Genomic DNA, 19,475 nt, shown 5'->3' on the forward strand with positions numbered 1-19,475 from the left:
CGCTGACTAGTATGCAAGCTTGATCCAACGGCAGAAAAAGGACACACGCATGCGACGCTGGAACGGCTGGGGAGAGGCAGGCACGGTGGTCGAACTGCCGGCCCAGGGCGCGACATTTCTCCACGAACGCTTGGGCGCTGGCCGCGCATTGCCTGATGCGACATTGGAAGCGGCGTTGACGCAAGTGCCGACCTCGCGCCTGGTGCCGCATCGCTTGTACAGCGTCGATGCTCACGATCGCCTGCTGCACGCGCGCGGCCAGAGCCTGCCGGACTGGCTGGCGTTGCGCGAAGGCGCATTGGGCACATATCCCGATGCCGTGGCCTTTCCCGAAACCGCCGAGCAGATCCGCCAATTGCTGGCGCTCGCCCATGATCAGGATCTGTGCCTGATTCCCTACGGCGGCGGCACATCGGTGGCCGGGCACATCAATCCGCCGAACTCCACGCGGCCGGTGCTGACGGTGTCGCTGGCGCGGATGAATCGCCTGACCGACCTCGACGAACAGAGCCTGCTGGCGACATTCGGCCCCGGCGCCAGCGGGCCGCAAGTCGAAAGCCAGTTGCGTGCGCGCGGCTACACGCTGGGGCATTTTCCGCAGTCGTGGGAGCTGTCGACCCTGGGCGGTTGGGTGGCCAGTCGTTCCAGCGGCCAGCAGTCGTTGCGCTACGGGCGGATCGAGCAGTTGTTTGCCGGCGGCACCCTGGAAACGTTCGCCGGGCCTCTGCAGATTCCAACCTTTCCCGCGTCGGCGGCCGGCCCGGATCTGCGTGAAATGGTGCTCGGTTGCGAGGGCCGTTTCGGGATCATTTCCGAGGTCAAGGTGCGGGTCAGTGCGTTGCCGGCGGACGAACGTTTCTACGGTGTGTTCCTGCCCGACTGGCCGCACGCGCTGCAAGCAATCCGGCAACTGGCGCAGGCGCGCGTACCGCTGTCGATGCTGCGTCTGTCGAACGCGGTGGAAACCGAAACGCAATTGGCGCTGGCCGGCCATCCGCAGCAGATCGCCTGGCTGGAAAAGTACCTCAAGCTGCGCGGCGCCGGCGACGGCAAATGCCTGCTGACCTTCGGCGTCACCGGCAATCGCCAGCAAAACGCACTGTCGCTGAAACACGCCCGCCAACATCTAAAAGCCTTCGGCGGCGTGTTCACCGGCACCCTGCTGGGCAAGAAGTGGGCGCAGAACCGCTTCCGCTTTCCCTACTTGCGCGAGAACCTGTGGAACGCCGGTTACGTGGTCGACACCCTCGAAACGGCCACCGACTGGAGCAACGTCGATCACTTGCTCAGCCTGATCGAAAACAGCCTGCGCGACGCCTTGGCCGCCGAGGGCGAGCGCGTGCATGTGTTTACTCATCTCTCGCACGTTTACGGCGAAGGCTCGAGCATTTACACCACTTACGTGTTTCGCCCGGCAGCCGACTATGCCGCGACGCTGGCGCGCTGGCGGATGCTCAAGCACGCGGCCAGCCAGACCATCGTCGACAACCACGGCACCATCAGCCATCAGCATGGCGTCGGCAAGGATCACGCACCCTATCTGCTGCGCGAAAAAGGCCCGCTGGCGATGCAGACGTTGCAGGCGCTGAGCGAACATTTCGACCCGGAGGGGCGCCTCAACCCGGGCACGCTGTTGCCAGAGTCGCGGCCATGACGGCGAACTGGAACGCGCAGTGGCGCGAGCAGATGCTGCCGACGCTAGCGGATGAAACCTGGGACCTGATCGTGATCGGCGGCGGCATCAGCGGCGCCGGAATCGTCCGCGAAGCCGCGCGCCGGGGCTGGCGCTGTTTGCTGCTGGAACAGCGTGATTTTGCCTGGGGTACGTCCAGCCGATCATCGAAAATGGTCCACGGCGGTTTGCGTTACATCGCCAAGGGCCAGTGGCGCCTGACCCGCGATTCGGTGCGCGAGCGTCAGCGCCTCCTCGACGAGGCGCCGGGGCTTGTCGAGCCGATGAGTTTCATGATGCCGCACTATCGCGGCGGCTTCCCCGGCCCGCGCGTCATGGGCGGCTTGCTCGCGGTGTACGACGCGCTGGCGGGGCGGCGCAACCATGCTTTTCATGACGCGCAGCAACTGCGTTTTCTCGCCCCGGGGGTGAAGGAAAACGGCCTGCTCGGCGGCAGCTGTTTTGTCGATGCACTGACCGATGACGCGCGGCTGGTGATGCGCGTACTGCGCGAGGCCCGGGCCGATGGTGCGGTGATTATCAGTGGTGTGCGGGTCACGCAACTGCTGCGTGAAGGCGGGCGGGTGTGCGGGGTTCAGATCGAAGATGGCGAGGGCGGGGCGACGCTGCAATTGCGCTCCGCTGTGTTGGCTGTGGCCACAGGCGCGTGGGCTGAGCGCTTGCGTCCCGTTGAGTCAGCGAAGCAGTTGCGCCCGTTGCGCGGCAGTCATCTGTTACTGCCGGGCTGGCGCTTGCCGGTGGCGCAGGCGTTCACCTTTCTGCATGCGCGCGATCGGCGCCCGGTATTCGTGTTTCCGTGGGAAGGCGCGACGGTGGTCGGCACCACGGACCTCGATCACCGCGAAGACCTCGACCACAGCGCGCGCATTTCCAGCGACGAACTCGACTATCTGCTCGCCGCGTGCCAGCAGCAATTTCCCGGCGCCGAAGTGGGCGTCGACGACGTGCTGTCGACCTGGTCAGGCGTGCGTCCGGTGGTCGGCAGCGCGACGGGTGCGCAGCAGGGCAAACCGTCCAACGAGACCCGCGAACATGTGTTGTGGCAGGAGCCGGGTTGCGTGACGTTGGCCGGCGGCAAACTGACCACGTTTCGCCCGCAAGCGATCGAAGTGCTCAAGGCGTGTGCGGTGATGCTCGGGCGCTCTTTTGTCGATGACGGCGCGCCGGTGTTCGCCGCTGTGCCACCGCTGACAATTGCGGGACTGGGCGCCAGTCAATGGCGACGCTTGGCCGGACGTCACGGTCGAGACCTGCCGAGGCTGGCGCAATTGCTCGGCGAACTCGGTCTGGAGACGGTTGGCGCCAGCGATACGTTGTGGGCAGAGCTGGCGTTCGCCTGCGAGGCGGAAATGATTCTGCACCTGGATGATTTGCTGCTGCGTCGCACCCGTTTGGGCCTGTTGCTGCCGCGCGGTGGCGAGGATTTTTTCCCGGCGATCCGCACGCTGTGCCAGCCACGATTGGCCTGGGATGATGAGCGCTGGCTAGCGGAAATTCAGCGTTATCGATTGTTGTGGCTGCGCGATCACGGGTTGCCGGAGATCACGCCATGAAATACCTGTTAGCCATCGACAACGGCACCCAGAGCGTGCGCGCGTTGCTCTTCGATCTGCAGGGCAATCTGCTCGGCAAAGGCAAAGTCGACTTGCAGGCGTACTACTCGACGCAACCCGGTTGGGCCGAGCAGGACCCGGAATATTACTGGGCGAAACTCGGCGAGGCCTGTCAGCAACTCTGGCAGCAGACTGGCATCGACCGTGCGCAGATTGCCGGCGTATCCCTGACCACCCAGCGCGGCACCGTGATCAATGTCGATGCCAGCGGCAAACCGCTGCGCCCGGCGATTGTCTGGCTCGATCAACGTCAGGCTGAGGTCGAGGGCGGCATCAAAGGGCCGTGGGGCTGGCTGTTCAAACTGGTCGGCGCCCAAGCGACGGTGGATTATTTCCGCGCCCAGGCCGAGGCCAACTGGATCGCTCGGCATCAGCCCGAAGTGTGGGCGGCGACCGATAAGTTTCTGCTGCTCTCGGGCTTTCTCACTCATCGCCTGTGCGGGCGCTTCGTCGATTCCGTCGGCTGCTGCGTCGGTTATCTGCCCTTCGACTTCAAACGGCTTAAATGGGCGGCGCCGCGCGACTGGAAATGGCAGGCACTGGCGGTGCGCCCGGAGCAGTTGCCGAGCCTGCACAAACCCGGCGAAACCCTCGGCTACATCAGCGCCGAAGCCGCGCGCCACACCGGCATTCCCGAAGGCCTGCCGCTGATTGCCGCAGGCGCAGACAAGGCCTGCGAAGTGATCGGCTCCGGCGTGGTCGATGCGCGCACCGTGTGCCTGTCCTACGGCACCACCGCGACGATCACCAGCACCCGCTCGCGCTACCTGGAAATCGTCCCGCTGATCCCGCCGTACCCCTCGGCCGTGCCCGATCAGTACAACTGCGAAGTGATGATCTATCGCGGCTACTGGATGGTCAGCTGGTTCAAGAACGAATTCGGCCTGCGCGAGATGCAGCAGGCAAAAGAGCAGGGCATCGAACCGGAGCAACTGTTCGACGCGCTGGTCAACGCGGTGCCGCCGGGCTCGATGGGTTTGATGCTGCAACCTTACTGGTCACCGGGCATCCGCGAACCGGGCGTGGAAGCCAAAGGCGCGATGATCGGCTTCGGCGACGTACACACCCGCGCGCACATCTACCGGGCCATTCTCGAAGGCCTGGCCTACGCGCTGCGCCAGGGCATGGAGAACATCGAGCGACGCTCAAAGGTCTCGATCCAGCGCCTGCGCGTCGCCGGCGGCGGCTCACAAAGCGACGCCGCGATGCAACTGACCGCTAACATCTTCGGCCTGCCGGCAGAGCGCCCGCATGTCTATGAAGCGTCCGGGTTAGGGGCGGCGATTTGCTGTGCGGTGGGGTTGGGGTTGCACGGGGATTTTCCAGCGGCCATTGCGGCGATGACTCGTGTGGGGGCGGTTTTCACACCGCAGCCTGAGGCGCAGAAGGTTTATGAGCAGTTGTATAAAGAGGTGTATTTGCGCATGTACCGGCAGCTCAAACCTCTGTACCAAAGCATCCGCAAAATCACCGGGTATCCCGAATAGTCCTGACACCATAGACCCCTGTGGGAGCGAGCCTGCTCGCGAATGCGCAGTGTCAGTCAATGATGATCTGAATGATCCACCGCTTTCGCGAGCAGGCTCGCTCCCACAGGGGTATTGCGGTGTGCCAGTGCCGACGATGCCGCTCGGCGGGCCTGACTCCAATCAAACCTGAATATGCTAGCCTGCAATCGATGATTTCATTGATTGCAGGAGGGCGACATGGCCAGCATCACCATTCGAAACCTTGACGAGAAGCTCAAGGAGCAGTTGCGCATTACCGCAGCACACAACGGACACTCCATGGAAGAAGAGGCTCGGCTGATTCTGGGCCGAGCGCTCACCACGGTTGATCGTGCCGGAGGGCTGGGCAGTAGGATTCACCAGCGTTTCAGCGCCGAGGGCGGAGCGGACCTCGATCTGCCTGCGCGTGCAGAAAAACTGCTCGGGGTGGATTTTTCTGAATGATAGTGCTCGATACCAACGTTCTATCCGAATTCATGCGCATCGAACCCGAGGCTCAAGTGTTGGCTTGGGTGGATGCGCAACCGGCCATGGACCTGGCCATCAGCGCAATCACCGTGGCGGAGATACTGCACGGCATCGCTCGATTACCTTCCGGCAAGCGCAAACAAAAACTCCAGGCCCACGCTTTGGCAATGTTTGAAGAGGATTTTGCCGGGCGGATTTTGCCATTTGATGCCCACGCAGCCGTCGAGTACGCGACGCTGGTAGCCGATGCAGAGGCGAAAGGGCGGGGGATTGCGATGGCCGATGCGCAAATCGCAGCGATCTGCCGAAATCGTGGAGCCGCGATTGCTACACGTAATGTCCGGTACTTCGAGTTTTCCGGGGTTAAAGTGATCAATCCGTGGCAGGTCTGAAAATCTGCTCTGTCATTTAAACCGCTTTCGCGAGCAGGCTCGCTCCCACAGGGATTATGCGACAGGATCAAAATCCAGCGTGGCACACAAATCCAACGTGGGAGCGAGCCTGCTCGCGAAGACGGAGTGTCAGGCACTGTTAATTTGGCTGATCCACCGCCTTCGCGAGCAAGCTCGCTCCCACAGGGGTATTGCGGTGTGCTCAAAATCCAGCGTGGCACACAAATCCAATGTGGGAGCGAGCCTGCTCGCGAAGGCGCAGTGTCAGGCAACTTTGATTTGATTGACCCACCGCCTTCGCGGGCAAGCCCGCTCCCACAAGGGATCTGCGGTGTGCTCAAATCCTGCGACCCACATAAATCCAAATGTGTGAGCGAGCTTGCTCGCGAATGCGCAGTGTCAGGCAACGTCGATTTGATTGACCCACCGCCATCGCGGGCAAGCCCGCTCCCACAGTTATCGAGGTGAACACATCAACAGTGCTCGACCACGAAAACCTGTGGGAGCGGGCTTGCCCGCGATTCGGTTTCAGCCTCAGCGCAAAACCAACGTCAAACGCGGAAGTGGCTGACCATCTGCTGCAACTGACCACCCAACCGCGCCAGTTCAACACTCGACGCTGCCGTCTCATCACTCGCCGCTGCGGTCTGCTCGGACACGTCGCGCACGTTGATGATGCTGCGGCTGATCTCTTCGGCCACGGCGCTTTGCTGTTCGGCAGCGGCGGCGATCTGCTGGTTCATCGACTGGATGTTCGACACTGTACGGGTGATGTTTTCCAGCGAGGCGCCGGCCTTGCGCGTCAGGGCGACGCTGCTGTCGGTCAGCGCGCGGCTGTTGTTCATCACTGCCGAAACCTGCTGGGTGCCGTTCTGCAGACCGGCGACCAGACCTTCGATTTCCTCGGTGGATTTCTGCGTGCGTTGAGCCAAGCCACGCACCTCATCGGCCACCACGGCAAAACCACGCCCGGCTTCACCGGCACGTGCCGCCTCGATCGCGGCGTTGAGCGCGAGCAGGTTGGTCTGTTCGGCGACCGCCTTGATCACGTCCATGACGCTGCCGATCTTGTCGCTTTCCTGTTGCAGCACGCTCATCGCTTCGGTCGAACGCACCACTTCGCTGGCCAGACGCTCGATCTGTGCGATGGCCTCATTCACCACCTTGTCGCCTTCACGGGCCTCGCCATCCGCCGCAGCGGCGGCTTGCGACGCTTCTTCGGCGTTGCGCGCAACTTCCTGCACGGTGGCAGTCATTTCGTGCATCGCAGTGGCGACCTGATCGGTCTCGACTTTCTGGCTGTTCACACCGGCACTGGTCTGCTCGGTCACGGCCGAGAGTTCTTCGGCGGCGCTGGCAATCTGAGTGACGCCGTCGCGGATGCCACTGATCAAATCACGCAGGGTCACGCCCATGCGCGCGATGCCTTGCTGCAATACGCCGAGTTCGTCGCGACGGGTGACGGTGACGTTCTGGGTCAGGTCGCCGCTGGCGATGCGCTCGACCACGGCCAGGGTTTCCTGCAACGGACGGGTGATCTGACGGGTGATGATCACCGCCGCAATCACGCCAACCAGCAGTGCCAACAACGTGCTGATCAACTGGAAGGTGCGCGCCTGGGCGCTTTCAGCGTCACGGCGATCAAGCTGGATCTGGTACAGCTGCTCGCTCAGGGCGACGATGGTGGTGCCCTGATCGGTCATTTCCTTACGCGCTTGCACGGCTTCGGTGTTGGCGTTCTTGTACGCCATCAACGCGCTGCGATAGCTGGTCAGCGCGGTTTCCAATTGGCGCAGGGCATCCTGCTGAGTCGCGGCAAATTGCGCGTTCAGCGGCTTGAGGCTGGCGATGGCCGCGTCGATCTGGCCAACGGCTTTCTGCTCGGTCTCGGCGTTGCTGGTCGCGGTGTAACCACGCACTTCATAGCGCGCGAGGATGAACGCTTCCTTGGCCGCAGTAACCGCTTGGAACTGCTCGAAACGCTGATCGCTCAACTCCGACTGCTGCACGCGCTGGCTGATCGATTCGATCAGGTTGTAGGCGGTCTGGGCGTTGGCGCTCATGGTGTCGCGCGCGCTGTTGCCGGTGCGATAGGCGTTGCGCATTTTGTTCAGCGAGGTCTGGTATTCAGCGATGGTCGCAGCCTGCTGCTTGAGCAGTTTGACGTTCTCCGGACTCTTGAATTTGCTGATCAACGCCTGCTGCTGAGCGGCGAAACTTTCCAGGGTTGTCTGCACATTCTGCGCGGCGGTTTCGTCGCCGTTGGTCAGCATGTATTGCAGGCGCACCACGCGCAATTTGGTCAGGCCAGCGTTGAGCTGGGTGATGTCGCTCATCCAGTTGCTGCGGTCGATCAGGCCACCAAGACTGGTCCAGCCGGTCAGCGCCAGAATGCAGGTCAGGGCCAGCACCAGGCCGAAGCCCAGGCCGAGTTTCATGTTCACGCTGATGTTACCGAACCAGCTATTCATGCAAATCCTCCAGAAACGTTGGGTTTCTTGGTCGTCAGTTAAGCTGGAAGATTGTTGTTCTTTTGAGCCAGCAGGGGTGTTAGCAGGTCTGTATCGGCCGCAAACCCGAGAGCTGAAAGGATTTTTGTCTGACAGATTTAGCGCAACTCAACCGAGGCGCCGCGACCAGCGCTGATCCGGCGCCTCGAACCCCGGATTGACCAGCGCCGTCAGCACATGATCCTGCCAACGCCCGGCAATGTTCAGATACGCCTTCGCATAGCCCTCACGCTCAAAACCCAAGCGCTCAAGCAAACGCGCACTGCGCTCATTGCCCGGAATGTAATTGGCCATGATCCGATGCAGATTCTGCACATCGAACATATAACCAATCCCCGCCTCCAGCCCCTCCTGCATCAAACCCTGCCCCTGATGCGCCTCATCGATGTGATAACCCAGATAACACGCCTGAAACGCCCCGCGAATGATTCCGCTGAAATTGCACGCGCCGATCATCTGCTGACCGTCCGGCGACAGCAGCGCGAAATGCATCGCTAACCCGGCTTCGAAAGCGCTGGCCTGGATCTCGAGGCGACGGCGGATGTTGGCGGTGGAGAAATAGTCGGTGGTGCGGATGGGCGACCAGCGGGCGAGGTGACGCTGGTTGCGTAGGTAGAAAGCGCTTTCGAGCTCGGCCTGATCGGGGGAGAGGATCGCCAGCGTGAGGCGCGGGCAGGGCAGGGATAACAGCGGCATCGAGCGCTCCTTGGCGAGGGATCTGCTGGCAGAGTCGCGCATATGGTGGGGAGCGGCAAGATATGGAGAAGCCGAGGCGAAAAAAAGCCCGCTAGGAGCGCGGGCGAACCGTAGTTTCTTGAATGAGCGAATGGACTTTACAGGCTGTCCCGGTTGGGCGCAGTGAAGAAAAATTCATGTCGCTTCTGCCAACAGGGTTGGTGTCCCGCCAGTCGATCCTCAGCGCACGATGAAAATATCAGCGCCCATACAGCACCGTATTCATCAACGCATTGACCTGATTTGGCATGGTGTGGATGAACCAGTCGAAAGCAAGACCCGAGGTAAGCAGATACGCGAGAACCAGCAGGATAGGCATGAAGATGATGTTTTTGCGCAGAATGGCGTACTTGCGGGTTTTTCTGGAAAGCCATGGTTCGTGAGTGCCGTTGTTATTGGCATGTGCGCCCGCAACGATGAAGTAGGTTGAAAAAAGCATCATCCGAAGGCTGGTATAGATAAACAGCAGTACGCCTATCAGGTGTAGCAAGAACCAGTACATGTCCAGCAAGACGAAATATTTTTTTATTCCCGTCAGGCCCTGCTCATTGATGACCTGCTGGCTGTACTGAAAGTTTTGCGGCGCCAGGGTGGGCATAAAAGCTTCATCAGTGAGGTAGGTGGCTGCCACGCAGAAGGCCATGGAAAAAATCAGCGAAACCACCCACTTGCTGCCCGCGAAGAAGCCCCGATAAAGGCTATGCAAGGTTCCGCCAGCCCACAGGGAAATGGTGAATAGCGTGATCCAGGAAAGCAGATTCAGTATTTCGGCCCGGAAAAAAACATAAATCAGCCCGGCGATCAGCATCATCATGCAGATGACTGGAGTCATGTCCTGGCTGGTGTTGGTGGCGTTCACGCCCGGCGGTGGATTGACCACCGTGTTGAAGGTCAGGTTTAAAGAGAGGCCCGACTGATTGGCGGATTGTGGAGAATCGCCTTTCAGTACCCGATCCAGAATGGCTCCCAGAATCAGGCCGAGGATGGTGAAGAACGCCGATATGTAGATATCGACTTCCTTGGATTGGATTGTTTCGATGAAGCTCATGCTTTATTGCCTTCCTTGTGCAGGTTGAGTTTCCACATGCGAACCGGTTTTCTCTGCGAGGCTTCCAGCCAGCCGCGGAATGGTAAGGGGATGGCTGTGGTTTTGCTATCACACAAGCGCATTCGTCTTACAGCCAAACTGGTTTCGTTTAATCGGAGAGTGAGCTGAAGTAGTGCCGCAGCCCCCAGCGTACTTTTAGTACGCTTCGAACATTCCCAGCCACCGGAAGGCCTGAGAATGGGAAGGAAAATCGGTGCTCATTCGACAAGACTCAGATACGACAAAGCCCGCACTGGGCGGGCTTTGTCGATGGGCTTGGCGGCTTTGATCTTAAGGTCCGAAAGGCGTGTGGTTCGGGCTCCCATGGGTAATCCAACGCTGGTTGTGTATTCCAAAATTTATCAGTCAGGGGCTTGGAATGCGCCTTGGAATACATTTCAAATGGATCAGCATGAAGCGCTGTGGAGCCCAATAGCCCTGAAATCCCCGTATTTACTGGATTTCAGGCACAAAAAAAGACGCCCTTGGACGTCTTTAGATGTTTATTTGGTGGAGCCGGGGGGATTTGAACCCCCGTCCGCCAGTACTCCGCTGTCGGTACTACATGCGTAGCCGTGTCTATTAAGTTAACCCTCAGCGACCCGACGGGCAGGGTGCTTTGGGCGAGTTGTGTAAGTTTTAGCCGCTTCGTCCACAACGTACTGCACGGCGATTCTGTTCTATATGACAATCATTTCGGGTTTACAGACATCCCCTGATGATTGCTGGACCCGAAGGTACCAGGAGCATTGTCAGCTGCAATTAAGCAGCGAGAGCAACACCGTATTGGTCGTCATTGGCAACTATAAGTAGTTGCAACAGTGGATTTACGACTTCTGTTACCAAGTCGGCATGCACCTAGAGTTTCGCAACCGGCGTCGAATCCTAAACGGCCCCGAACTCATTGCCCGGTGAATCTGTTCGGGCAACAAGCGTGCACAGTGTACGTCAAAACGCTTGGCAGGCCAACCCGAAGGTTGGCCTGCGCGACATCAGTTACGCGTCGGGTTACGGATCTGCATCTTGCTGATGATGCCGTTGGTAACCTCGATGCATTCCTTGTCGTTGCCGGACGCCTGAGCCGCAGTGGCTTTTTCCTGTGCTTCCTTGATGTTATTCATGGAGCTTTCAGGAAGGGACGGCTGGCTGGTGACGAAGTCTTTGATGCTTTGAAGATTCCCGGCACAAAGGTCTTTGTCGGCCGCGAACACCGGCGAGGCCAGAAGTGCACCAGTGATAAACAATCCAGCAATTGCAGAATGCTTCATGGGTATCTCCTTGAACGATGGGGGCTCGGTGCTGCCGGACGGTCTGGCCGCGATGCCGAGGTCAAGACAAGCGAGGTCAGTATAGGACCTGTCTGGTTGACCGCTTCACTGCGCAGGAATTCGGTTTTATTTGCAACGAATGTCAAAAGGCCAGATCGGTCGGCCAGGTGCCGATGCAGCCGACCTGTAAAAGGTCGGCGCATGAATCATTTTTTGGTGTCACCGGTAGCGTTTTGAATGTCCAGCAGGGTTTGCTGGGTTTCAGCGAGGCAGTCGTCAATCTTGCCTTGTGCTTTCAGGGCGCGGGCTTTGCTGACACTGGCAGAGACGCGCGCATTCAGATCCGGTGACGTCTGGTATTGAGTCTTGGCGCTATCGATTCTCTGCAGATTGGCATCGCACAAATCGGCAGGTTTTTCAGCGGCGAACGAAGTGGACGCCATCATCGAGGCAGTGACAAACAGACCTAACATTACAGAGCGGTTCATGTGTATCTCCTTGAACTGAGGGTTCAGACTTCGCTGACCGTTGAACAGGCCCCGAATCGTCCGGGGCATGTGCAGTGGACTACCGCCTCGCTCAAGGGTTCTGATTTTCTCTTCAGCGGACTTTGGCCTGTGTCACCCGATCCACCAGATAAACCAGCCCGTGGTAGTCGATGCCACCGTGCTGGGTCAGGCCGATTTCGCACGTGCGGCTGGTGGATATCCCCTCGCTGCAGTGCTGCACGGCGTCCTTGAGCGTACGCAGCGAATGGCTGTTCAGCTCCGGTGTGGTGAAGCCTTTGTCGCCGGCAAATCCGCAGCAATGTATGCCTTCGGGAATCACCACGGTGTTGCTGCATTTGCGCGCCAGATCGATCAGCGCCTGGCTTTCGCCCAAGTGCTGAGTGCTGCAGGTCACGTGGACGGCAATCGGCGCTTCCTGGGGTGTGAAGTCCAGACGATCCAGCAGATGCGTACGGATGAAGCGCACCGGATCGTACAGATCCAATCGTGTTTCGCCGATGTCCTGCACCAGTCGCAACGTACACGGGCTGGTGTCGCAATAGATCGGGTCGAGGCCGCCGCGACTGGCGTGGAGCAGGGCGCTGATCAGCTCTTGGCGTTTGTGTTCGGCCTGTTCGGCGTAGCCTTTGGAGGCGAACGGCTGGCCGCAGCAGAGGTTGTCCTGGTTGTCGGGAAAGACTACCTGATAACCGGCTTTTTCCAGCAGGCCACGGGTTTTGTCGTACAGCGACATTTGTTCTTTGTCACCCGCCGCCGGACCCATGACCCGCGACACACAAGCCGCCAGATAAACCACGCGCGGGCGCTCGTCCGCCACGCTCGGGCTGAAACGAATGGCTTTTTCCGGTTGGGGCATGGCGTTGGTCCACAACGGCACTTGGCCTTTGGACAAGCGCGTCAGCGTCGCCGACAACTTTGCCAGACGCGGTGCGCCGAGCATCATTCGCGCGCCGTTGGCGACGTGCAGCGTGAAGCGTGCGCCTTGCAGGGTTTTGGCGAAATTTCCTTCGATCCAGTCAGCGGTTTTCTGATGCGTGGCGTGTCGGCCACGGAGTTTTTTCACCAGTTCGCCGGTGTTGATGCCTACAGGACAGCGTTGCGCGCACAGACCGGTCGCGGCGCAGGTGTCGATGCCTTGATAGTCGTAGGCTTTTTCCAGTTCGGTGGTGTCGACGCCGGCGCGCTTTTTCGCCTGGATATCACGCCAGATCACGATGCGCTGGCGCGGGCTCAGGGTCAGGCCCTTCGATGGGCAGACCGGTTCGCAGAAACCGCACTCGATGCACTTATCCACAATCTCGTCCGCCGCCGGCAGCGGTTTCAGGTGCTTGAGGTGGATCTGCGGATCTTCGCTGAGCACCACGTCCGGATTGAGAATGCCGTTGGGGTCGAGCAGGCGTTTGAGCTGCCACATCAGTTGATAGGCGTCGCTGCCCCATTCCAGTTCCACGAACGGCGCCATGTTGCGGCCGGTGCCGTGTTCGGCTTTCAGCGAGCCGCCGAATTCCACCGCGACCAGTTGCGCGACGTCGTCCATGAACGCTTGGTAGCGTGCGATTTCTTCCGGGCTGTTGAAGCCTTGGGTGAAGACGAAGTGCAGATTGCCTTCCAGTGCGTGTCCGAAAAGGATCGCTTCGTCGTAGGCATGTTTGTCGAACAGCTCGATCAGGCGATTGACGCCGATGGCCAGTTGTTCGACCGGGAAGGTCACGTCTTCGATGATTACTGTGGTGCCGGTTTTGCGCACGGCGCCGACGGCGGGGAAGGTGTCTTTGCGGATGGCCCAGAGGCGGGCGTTTTCCACCGGGTCTTCGGTGAAGTCGACCTGCTTCTCGACGGGGAAATCGCGCAGCGACGCCATGATTTGCGCCAGTTGTTCCTGCAGCAATGTCGACGAGGCGGCGCGGGATTCAATGAGCAGGGCGCAGGCATTTTCCGACAGCCGCTGTACGAAAGCGGGCATGCCTTTTTTGTCCTGCACCGAACGCAGACTGCGTCGGTCGAGCAACTCCACTGCTGACACCGGTTGGCTTTTCAGCACGGTCACCGCGTTGCAGCAGGTCTCGACATCGGGGAACACGATCAGCGCCGAGGCCTTGTTCGGGTGATCGATGACGGTGTCGTAAGTCACCGCGCTGATGAAGCCGAGCGTGCCTTCGGAGCCGACCAGCAGGTGGCTCAGGATATCCACAGGCTCGTCGAAATCCACCAGGGCGTTGAGCGACAGGCCGGTGGTATTTTTCAGACGGTATTTGTGGCGGATTCTTGCGGCCAGTTCGGTGTTGGCGCGGGTCTCGCGGCCTAATGTCGCCAAGCGTTCGAGCAGGTCGCCGTGGCTGGAGCGAAATGCCGCGACGCTGGCTGGGTCTTCGCTGTCGAGGCGCGTGCCGTCGGCCAGCACCAGCCGAATTCCGGCTAATGTGTGATAGGTATTCTGCGCAGTGCCACAGCACATGCCGCTGGCGTTGTTGGCGACGATGCCGCCGATTTTGCAGGCATTGATCGACGCCGGGTCCGGGCCGATCTTGCGCCCGAACGGTGCCAGCCAGGCGTTGGCCTGCGCGCCGATCACGCCCGGTTGCAGGCGGATCTGCGTGCCTTGGCCGCGAATCTCGCGGGCGTTCCAGTTATCCCCAAGCACGATCAGCACCGAGTCGCTGATCGCCTGCCCGGACAGGCTGGTGCCGGCGGCGCGGAAGGTCACCGGCACCTTGTCGCGCTGGGCCAGTTGCAGCAGCGCCACGACTTCGTCTTCAGACTCGACGCGGATCACCAGTTTCGGGATCAGTCGATAGAAACTGGCGTCGGTGCCAAAGGCCAGGGTCGACAGCGGATCGTCGAAGCGCCGGTCTGCTGGAATCAGTCGCTCGGCATCACGCAGGAAAGCAGCAGGAAGACTCATTGATCCTCCAGAATCAGCACGACCAGATCTTTCGGGCCATGCGCGCCATACGCCAGGACCTGTTCAATATCGGCAGTCTTCGACGGGCCGGAGACCAGCAGCGCGTTGGTCGGCATGCCTTGCGCCCATTCGAATTCCTGTTGCACCTGATAGAAGTTGTCGCGGATTTCGCTGGCCTTGAGCAGGGCGAAGTGCACCGGTGGCACCAGGCTCATCAAACGCGGTTCTTCACGGGTTGGCCAGAGAATCAGGCTGCCGGTCGCGGCGATGGCACCGAGGGTGCCGGTAAGGCTGGCCGGGGTGTCGTTGAACAGCTCGGCTTTCCACGCTTCCATTGGCCGGTTGTAGGATTTCAGTGCAGGCAGCTCGGGATTGTTCGCCCAGTGCTGTGCGATGCGTTGCCCGTGCGGTGTGGTCGGTGCGATCAGCAGGCTCGGCAACTGGCGGTCACGCAGCAGTTGCGCCAGTAATGCCGGCCACTCGGCGCCCGAGGTCAGGTGGATTTCGGTGTGCACCGCCTCCATCAGTTTGCGCAGTTGCGGGATGCGTTGCTCGGCGCTGTAGGTGTAGGGCTGGGTGACCAGATCGACATCGAAGTTGTCGGCAATTGGCGTGGTGCCGGTCAGACTTTTCCGCAGCTTGCCGAGGATATTTTGCTTGGCGCTCATCGACGCTCTCCCTGTTTGGCCAGATGCTCGCGGGCCATGTCATGCAACGAACGCGCGGCCGGTTTTGGCGCGCTGTGATTTTGCGTCCATGGGCCGACATTGCTCGGCGTAAGGGCGCGCAGGCGCGTGGCGAAAAAAGCGAACAAGCGGTACAGCGTCGGCGAGCTGTTGAGTCTGGCCCAGGCGTTCCAGATGAAGCGCTCCTTGCGCGAATATTTGCTGCCCTGGCCGCGCATCACCTGATTCGGTGCGTCCGGGGCTTTGACGTTTTCCTCGCGCAGACGGCGCAGGATCGCCGGGATCGGTATCTTCACCGGGCAGACTTCACCGCAGGCGCCGCACAGGGAGGACGCGCTCGGGTGGTCCGGAACCTTGGCCAGGCCGACCATATGCGGGGTGATGATCTTGCCGATCGGGCCTGGGTAGACCTCGCCATAGGTGTGGCCGCCCACTCGGGTGTATACCGGACAATGATTCATGCAGGCGCCGCAGCGGATGCAGTTCAGGGTCTGGCGCAATTCACTGTCGGCGAAGGCTTGGCTGCGACCGTTGTCGAGCAGCACCAGATGCACTTCCTGCGGGCCATCGAGTTCATGTTCCTTGCGCGGGCCGGAGATCATGTTGACGTAGGTGGTGATCGGAATGCCCAGCGCCGAGCGCGTCAGCAGTGACAGCAGCGGCACCACGTCGCGCAGGTTTTCCACGACTTTTTCGATGCCGGTGACGGCGATGTGCACCGGGGGAACGGTGGTGGTCATGCGCCCGTTGCCTTCGTTTTCCACCAGCAGCAGGGTGCCGGTTTCGGCCACGGCGAAGTTGACGCCGGAGACGCCGATGTCGGCTTCGAAGAATTTCTGCCGCAGGACCCTGCGACCGATCTGAATGAGTTGGTCAACGTCCTTGGTGTATTCCACGCCAAGTTTGTCGTGGAACAAGGACGCGACCTGACCGGCATTCTTGTGGATCGCCGGCATAATGATGTGTGAAGGCTTCTCGTGGTCGAGCTGGACGATGTACTCCCCCATGTCGGACTCCAGACATTCAATGTCCCGAGCCTCGAGGAAATGGTTCATCTCCATCTCTTCGCTGACCATCGATTTGCCCTTGATCACTTGCCGCGCCTCGTGAGCACGGATGATCGATAAGACGATGCCATTGGCTTCGTCCACCGTTTCCGCCCAGTGCACTGTCACACCGTTGCGGGTCAGGTTCTGTTCCAGTTGCTCGAGCAGGTCGGGCAACTTGGACAGCGCGCGGGCCTTGATCGAATTGCCCAGTGCGCGCAAGTGTTCTCTTTCGTGGGCATCGCTGAAAGCCGCTGCCCGCTTGGTCATCAGTGAATCCATGGCAGTGCGGAAGTTGTTCCGCAGCTGCTGATCACCCAAGGCATTGTGTGCCCGGGTGCGGAAATCTTCTTCTACGGCGACCGTAGGAATAATCGTGGAGGCGCTCATTGTGCACCTCCGGTTCGCTGCCAGAGGAAGCTCGCCAGATGTTGCCCGCGTAACGCTTCCTGCTGTTTCTCCAGCGCGCCGTTGATGTTCATCAAACAGCCGCAGTCGGCACTCAGTACCTTGTGGGCGCCGGACTCCTTCAGCGCGCGGGTCTTGTCAGCCACCATCGCGCCGGAAATGTCTGGCATACGGACGCTGAATGTCCCACCGAAGCCACAGCATTCGCTTTCGTGGTCGTGATTGACCCGCTCCACATTGCTCAACTGCGCCAACAACTCGCGGCCGTGCAGGTGGGTGTTCATTTCGCGGCGTGCCGAACACGAGGTGTGCAGCGCGACTTTCACCGGTTCGCCGCTGTCCTTGAGCTGCACCTTGCAGACGAACAGCAGAAACTCGGCCAGTTCATAAGTGCGCGCCGCAAGGGCCTGCACCTGTTTCAACGTTTCCGGCTCGTCCTTGAACAAGTCGGCGTAATGCTCGCGCAGCATGCCGGCGCAGGAACCCGACGGCACCACCACCGGATAATCGCCGGCAAACAACGCCAGTTGCGAGCGCGCTACCGTCCGCGCCTGCTCGGTGTAACCCGAGGTGTAGGCCGGTTGGCCGCAGCAGCTCTGCCCTTGCGGATACTCGACCCGGATCCCTTCGCGCTCCAGCAGATGGATCGCGTCCATCCCGGCTTCGGGGTAGAACAGGTCGACCACACACGTGCCGAAAAGGTAGACCCGCGACGGTTTCTCGCTGGGGTATTGCCGAGGTTCGGGCAGTGGCGGTGCCACGCGGGTCGCGTTCGGCACAGCGTTGTAAAAAAGCTCGCTCATCAGGCGTGTCTCCGGGTGGGCCCGGTTATCCGTCTGCTGCGGCTGCCGAATATAAAGCGCATTGCTTTCAGCAGCCTTACAGACCCGGTGGTGAATTGCTGACGCCGGATCACGGGCCGGCGTCGGTTATTTCCGTCTTTCTTGTAGGTTTAGTGCACCAGCATGCCGGTGAACCAGTAGGCCTGAGCCAGGGTGATCAAACCGACAATCGTTGCAAAGAATAGGCTGTGCTTGAGGGTGAAGCGGAACAGATCCGATTCCTTGCCGACCAGACCGGTCGCGGCGCAGGCCACGGCGATCGATTGCGGCGAGATCATCTTGCCGGTCACGCCGCCGCTGGTATTGGCCGCCACCAGCAAGGTGTCGTTGACGCCGATCTGGTGGGCGGTGGTCGCTTGCAACGAACTGAACAGCGCGTTCGACGAAGTATCCGAGCCGGTGAGGAACACGCCCAGCCAACCGAGGAACGGCGAGAAGAACGGGAACGCGGCGCCAGTACCCGCCAGCACCAGGGCCATGGTCGACGACATGCCGGAGTAGTTGGTGACGAAGGCGAACGCCAGCACCATGCCGATCGACAGGATTGGCCAGCGCAGTTCGTAGAAGGTCTCTTTCAAAGTGGTCAGACCAGTTTTGAAGTTGATCTTCAGCACCAGCATCGAAATCAGCGCGGAGAAGAAAATCGCGGTTCCGGTGGCGGAAATCGGGTCGAGTTTGAACACCGCTGGAATCGCGGTCGGGTTGGTCACGATTGGCGCAGTCTTGATCACCAGTTGATCAAGGTGCGGAATCGCGAAGTTGAACACCCAGCTGTACATTGAGCCGCCGGCAGCGAACATCGCTTTGAAAGGCTTCAGCGTCCAGATCGTCACCAGCACAGTGAGGATCAGGAACGGCGACCACGCCTTGAAAATTTCCCCGAGGCTGTAGGGCGAAGCCACGGTGGTGCGCTTCTGGCCGAAACCTCCGACGCTGGCGCTGACCACCGAAGCGGATACGGCACCAACGATGTGCTGGCCGGCGGCGCGACGTGGTTGCCAGACCTTGAGGAACAGGGTCAGGGAAATCAGGCTGGCCAGCGCCGAAGTGATGTCCGGCAGTTCCGGACCGATGAAGTTGGAAGTGAAGTATTGGGTGATGGCGAAACTCAAGCCTGCCACCAGCGCGGCCGGCCAGGTTTCGCGCACGCCGCGCAGGCCGTCCATCATGAACACCAGCCAGAACGGCACGAACAGCGACAGCAGTGGCAGCTGGCGACCGGTCATGGCGCCGATCTTGAAGGCGTCGATGCCAGTGACCTGTCCCGCCACGATGATCGGAATCCCCAGCGCGCCGAACGCTACCGGCGCAGTGTTGGCAATCAGGCACAAGCCGGCGGCGTACAGCGGGTTGAAGCCCAGTCCTACAAGGAGTGCGGCAGTAATAGCTACCGGCGCGCCGAAACCGGCGGCACCTTCCAGAAAGGCGCCGAAGCAGAAACCGATCAGCAACACCTGCAAGCGCTGGTCATCGGTGATCGACAGGACCGAGCTGCGGATGACCTCGAACTGACCGCTTTTCACCGTCAGTTTGTAGAGGAACACCGCCGCGACAATGATCCAGGCAATCGGCCACAGGCCATAAGCGAAACCGTAACCAGCGGCGGCGAAGGCCATGTCCACTGGCATCTGGAAGGCGAAAATCGCCACGGCAATCGAAAGCGCGAGGGTGATGCTGCCGGCCACATGGCCTTTGAGGCGGAACACCGCCAGGGCGAGAAAGAAGAACACGATGGGAATGACGGCCGCGAGAGCGGAGACGCCAAGGCTGCCGAGCGGACTGTAGAGCTGTTGCCAGGTTTGCATGGT

Annotated in this window: 15 protein-coding genes, 1 other RNA gene and 1 pseudogene; 5 read left to right on the top strand and 12 right to left on the bottom strand. The window is 60.5% G+C overall.

What is annotated here, in order from left to right; genetic code table 11:
- Nucleotides 1-49: 49 nt before the first annotated feature.
- The 5 genes from AAEZ10_RS18925 to AAEZ10_RS18945 all read left to right on the top strand — a co-directional run bounded on the left by AAEZ10_RS18925 (nucleotide 50) and on the right by AAEZ10_RS18945 (nucleotide 5,674).
- Entirely contained in the window at nucleotides 50-1,654 is a 1,605-nt protein-coding gene (locus tag AAEZ10_RS18925; RefSeq protein WP_350570484.1) for an FAD-binding oxidoreductase, read from the top strand.
- Nucleotides 1,651-3,246 (top strand): glycerol-3-phosphate dehydrogenase/oxidase, encoded by a 1,596-nt coding sequence (locus tag AAEZ10_RS18930; protein WP_350570486.1) that lies wholly within the window; start codon nucleotides 1,651-1,653, stop codon nucleotides 3,244-3,246. Before AAEZ10_RS18925 ends, AAEZ10_RS18930 begins: the two co-directional genes overlap by 4 nt.
- Nucleotides 3,243-4,793, top strand: coding sequence for an FGGY-family carbohydrate kinase (locus tag AAEZ10_RS18935; protein WP_350570488.1), 1,551 nt, complete (start codon nucleotides 3,243-3,245; stop codon nucleotides 4,791-4,793). The genes AAEZ10_RS18930 and AAEZ10_RS18935 overlap by 4 nt, the downstream gene beginning before the upstream one ends.
- Before the next feature lie 219 nt (nucleotides 4,794-5,012).
- Complete coding sequence (locus AAEZ10_RS18940; protein WP_350570490.1) at nucleotides 5,013-5,258, top strand: FitA-like ribbon-helix-helix domain-containing protein; 246 nt, start codon at nucleotides 5,013-5,015, stop codon at nucleotides 5,256-5,258.
- Nucleotides 5,255-5,674 carry a type II toxin-antitoxin system VapC family toxin gene (locus AAEZ10_RS18945; RefSeq protein ID WP_133334620.1) on the top strand — a complete coding sequence of 140 codons (420 nt, stop codon included), beginning with the start codon at nucleotides 5,255-5,257 and terminating at the stop codon, nucleotides 5,672-5,674. The genes AAEZ10_RS18940 and AAEZ10_RS18945 overlap by 4 nt, the downstream gene beginning before the upstream one ends.
- A 551-nt stretch (nucleotides 5,675-6,225) precedes the next feature.
- Here the strand turns inward: AAEZ10_RS18945 and AAEZ10_RS27995 are convergent.
- The 12 genes and pseudogenes from AAEZ10_RS27995 to AAEZ10_RS19000 all read right to left on the bottom strand — a co-directional run bounded on the left by AAEZ10_RS27995 (nucleotide 6,226) and on the right by AAEZ10_RS19000 (nucleotide 19,472).
- Nucleotides 6,226-7,089 (bottom strand): methyl-accepting chemotaxis protein, encoded by an 864-nt coding sequence (locus AAEZ10_RS27995; RefSeq protein WP_370593494.1) that lies wholly within the window; start codon nucleotides 7,087-7,089, stop codon nucleotides 6,226-6,228.
- A 42-nt stretch (nucleotides 7,090-7,131) separates the two neighbouring features.
- Nucleotides 7,132-8,010 (bottom strand): annotated as a pseudogene (locus AAEZ10_RS28000) (methyl-accepting chemotaxis protein); the annotation flags it as partial.
- A 282-nt stretch (nucleotides 8,011-8,292) separates the two neighbouring features.
- Complete coding sequence (locus AAEZ10_RS18955; protein WP_041477898.1) at nucleotides 8,293-8,880, bottom strand: GNAT family N-acetyltransferase; 588 nt, start codon at nucleotides 8,878-8,880, stop codon at nucleotides 8,293-8,295.
- Between the two features lie 238 nt (nucleotides 8,881-9,118).
- The gene (locus AAEZ10_RS18960; RefSeq protein ID WP_130928120.1) at nucleotides 9,119-9,967 is read right to left on the bottom strand and encodes a hypothetical protein; all 849 of its coding nucleotides are present in this window, start codon (nucleotides 9,965-9,967) and stop codon (nucleotides 9,119-9,121) included.
- A 547-nt stretch (nucleotides 9,968-10,514) separates the two neighbouring features.
- Nucleotides 10,515-10,903, bottom strand: a transfer-messenger RNA (tmRNA) gene (gene ssrA, locus AAEZ10_RS18965).
- Nucleotides 10,904-10,998: 95 nt separating this feature from the next.
- Nucleotides 10,999-11,274 (bottom strand): PA2433 domain-containing protein, encoded by a 276-nt coding sequence (locus tag AAEZ10_RS18970; protein WP_016771781.1) that lies wholly within the window; start codon nucleotides 11,272-11,274, stop codon nucleotides 10,999-11,001.
- Nucleotides 11,275-11,480: 206 nt separating this feature from the next.
- Nucleotides 11,481-11,762: a PA2433 domain-containing protein gene (locus AAEZ10_RS18975; RefSeq protein WP_016771780.1), complete on the bottom strand. Its 282-nt coding sequence runs from the start codon at nucleotides 11,760-11,762 to the stop codon at nucleotides 11,481-11,483.
- 112 nt (nucleotides 11,763-11,874) lie between these two features.
- On the bottom strand, nucleotides 11,875-14,685 hold the full coding sequence (locus AAEZ10_RS18980; RefSeq protein ID WP_350570496.1) for an FAD-binding and (Fe-S)-binding domain-containing protein: 2,811 nt from the start codon (nucleotides 14,683-14,685) through the stop codon (nucleotides 11,875-11,877).
- Entirely contained in the window at nucleotides 14,682-15,353 is a 672-nt protein-coding gene (locus tag AAEZ10_RS18985; protein WP_350570498.1) for a LutC/YkgG family protein, read from the bottom strand. Before AAEZ10_RS18985 ends, AAEZ10_RS18980 begins: the two co-directional genes overlap by 4 nt.
- Nucleotides 15,350-16,807 (bottom strand): LutB/LldF family L-lactate oxidation iron-sulfur protein, encoded by a 1,458-nt coding sequence (locus AAEZ10_RS18990; protein ID WP_073473864.1) that lies wholly within the window; start codon nucleotides 16,805-16,807, stop codon nucleotides 15,350-15,352. Before AAEZ10_RS18990 ends, AAEZ10_RS18985 begins: the two co-directional genes overlap by 4 nt.
- Nucleotides 16,804-17,628 (bottom strand): (Fe-S)-binding protein, encoded by an 825-nt coding sequence (locus AAEZ10_RS18995; protein ID WP_041477925.1) that lies wholly within the window; start codon nucleotides 17,626-17,628, stop codon nucleotides 16,804-16,806. Before AAEZ10_RS18995 ends, AAEZ10_RS18990 begins: the two co-directional genes overlap by 4 nt.
- A 149-nt stretch (nucleotides 17,629-17,777) precedes the next feature.
- A complete protein-coding gene (locus AAEZ10_RS19000) occupies nucleotides 17,778-19,472 on the bottom strand; it encodes a lactate permease LctP family transporter (RefSeq protein WP_071174352.1) in 1,695 nt (564 codons plus the stop codon).
- Nucleotides 19,473-19,475 lie beyond the last annotated feature (3 nt).

The organism is Pseudomonas sp. H26/SER47-MNA-CIBAN-0231, from assembly GCF_040310465.1.
In the GTDB taxonomy this organism is placed as follows: Bacteria; Pseudomonadota; Gammaproteobacteria; order Pseudomonadales; family Pseudomonadaceae; genus Aquipseudomonas; species Aquipseudomonas atacamensis.

Excerpts from the sequence above, each read along its gene's own strand:
- AAEZ10_RS18925 (WP_350570484.1), top strand. The coding sequence starts at position 50 with ATGCGACGCTGGAACGGCTGGGGAGAGGCAGGCACGGTGGTCGAACTG.
- AAEZ10_RS18930 (WP_350570486.1), top strand. The coding sequence starts at position 1,651 with ATGACGGCGAACTGGAACGCGCAGTGGCGCGAGCAGATGCTGCCGACG.
- AAEZ10_RS18935 (WP_350570488.1), top strand. The coding sequence starts at position 3,243 with ATGAAATACCTGTTAGCCATCGACAACGGCACCCAGAGCGTGCGCGCG.
- AAEZ10_RS18940 (WP_350570490.1), top strand. The coding sequence starts at position 5,013 with ATGGCCAGCATCACCATTCGAAACCTTGACGAGAAGCTCAAGGAGCAG.
- AAEZ10_RS18945 (WP_133334620.1), top strand. The coding sequence starts at position 5,255 with ATGATAGTGCTCGATACCAACGTTCTATCCGAATTCATGCGCATCGAA.
- AAEZ10_RS27995 (WP_370593494.1), bottom strand. The coding sequence starts at position 7,089 with ATGGGCGTGACCCTGCGTGATTTGATCAGTGGCATCCGCGACGGCGTC.
- AAEZ10_RS18955 (WP_041477898.1), bottom strand. The coding sequence starts at position 8,880 with ATGCCGCTGTTATCCCTGCCCTGCCCGCGCCTCACGCTGGCGATCCTC.
- AAEZ10_RS18960 (WP_130928120.1), bottom strand. The coding sequence starts at position 9,967 with ATGAGCTTCATCGAAACAATCCAATCCAAGGAAGTCGATATCTACATA.
- AAEZ10_RS18970 (WP_016771781.1), bottom strand. The coding sequence starts at position 11,274 with ATGAAGCATTCTGCAATTGCTGGATTGTTTATCACTGGTGCACTTCTG.
- AAEZ10_RS18975 (WP_016771780.1), bottom strand. The coding sequence starts at position 11,762 with ATGAACCGCTCTGTAATGTTAGGTCTGTTTGTCACTGCCTCGATGATG.
- AAEZ10_RS18980 (WP_350570496.1), bottom strand. The coding sequence starts at position 14,685 with ATGAGTCTTCCTGCTGCTTTCCTGCGTGATGCCGAGCGACTGATTCCA.
- AAEZ10_RS18985 (WP_350570498.1), bottom strand. The coding sequence starts at position 15,353 with ATGAGCGCCAAGCAAAATATCCTCGGCAAGCTGCGGAAAAGTCTGACC.
- AAEZ10_RS18990 (WP_073473864.1), bottom strand. The coding sequence starts at position 16,807 with ATGAGCGCCTCCACGATTATTCCTACGGTCGCCGTAGAAGAAGATTTC.
- AAEZ10_RS18995 (WP_041477925.1), bottom strand. The coding sequence starts at position 17,628 with ATGAGCGAGCTTTTTTACAACGCTGTGCCGAACGCGACCCGCGTGGCA.
- AAEZ10_RS19000 (WP_071174352.1), bottom strand. The coding sequence starts at position 19,472 with ATGCAAACCTGGCAACAGCTCTACAGTCCGCTCGGCAGCCTTGGCGTC.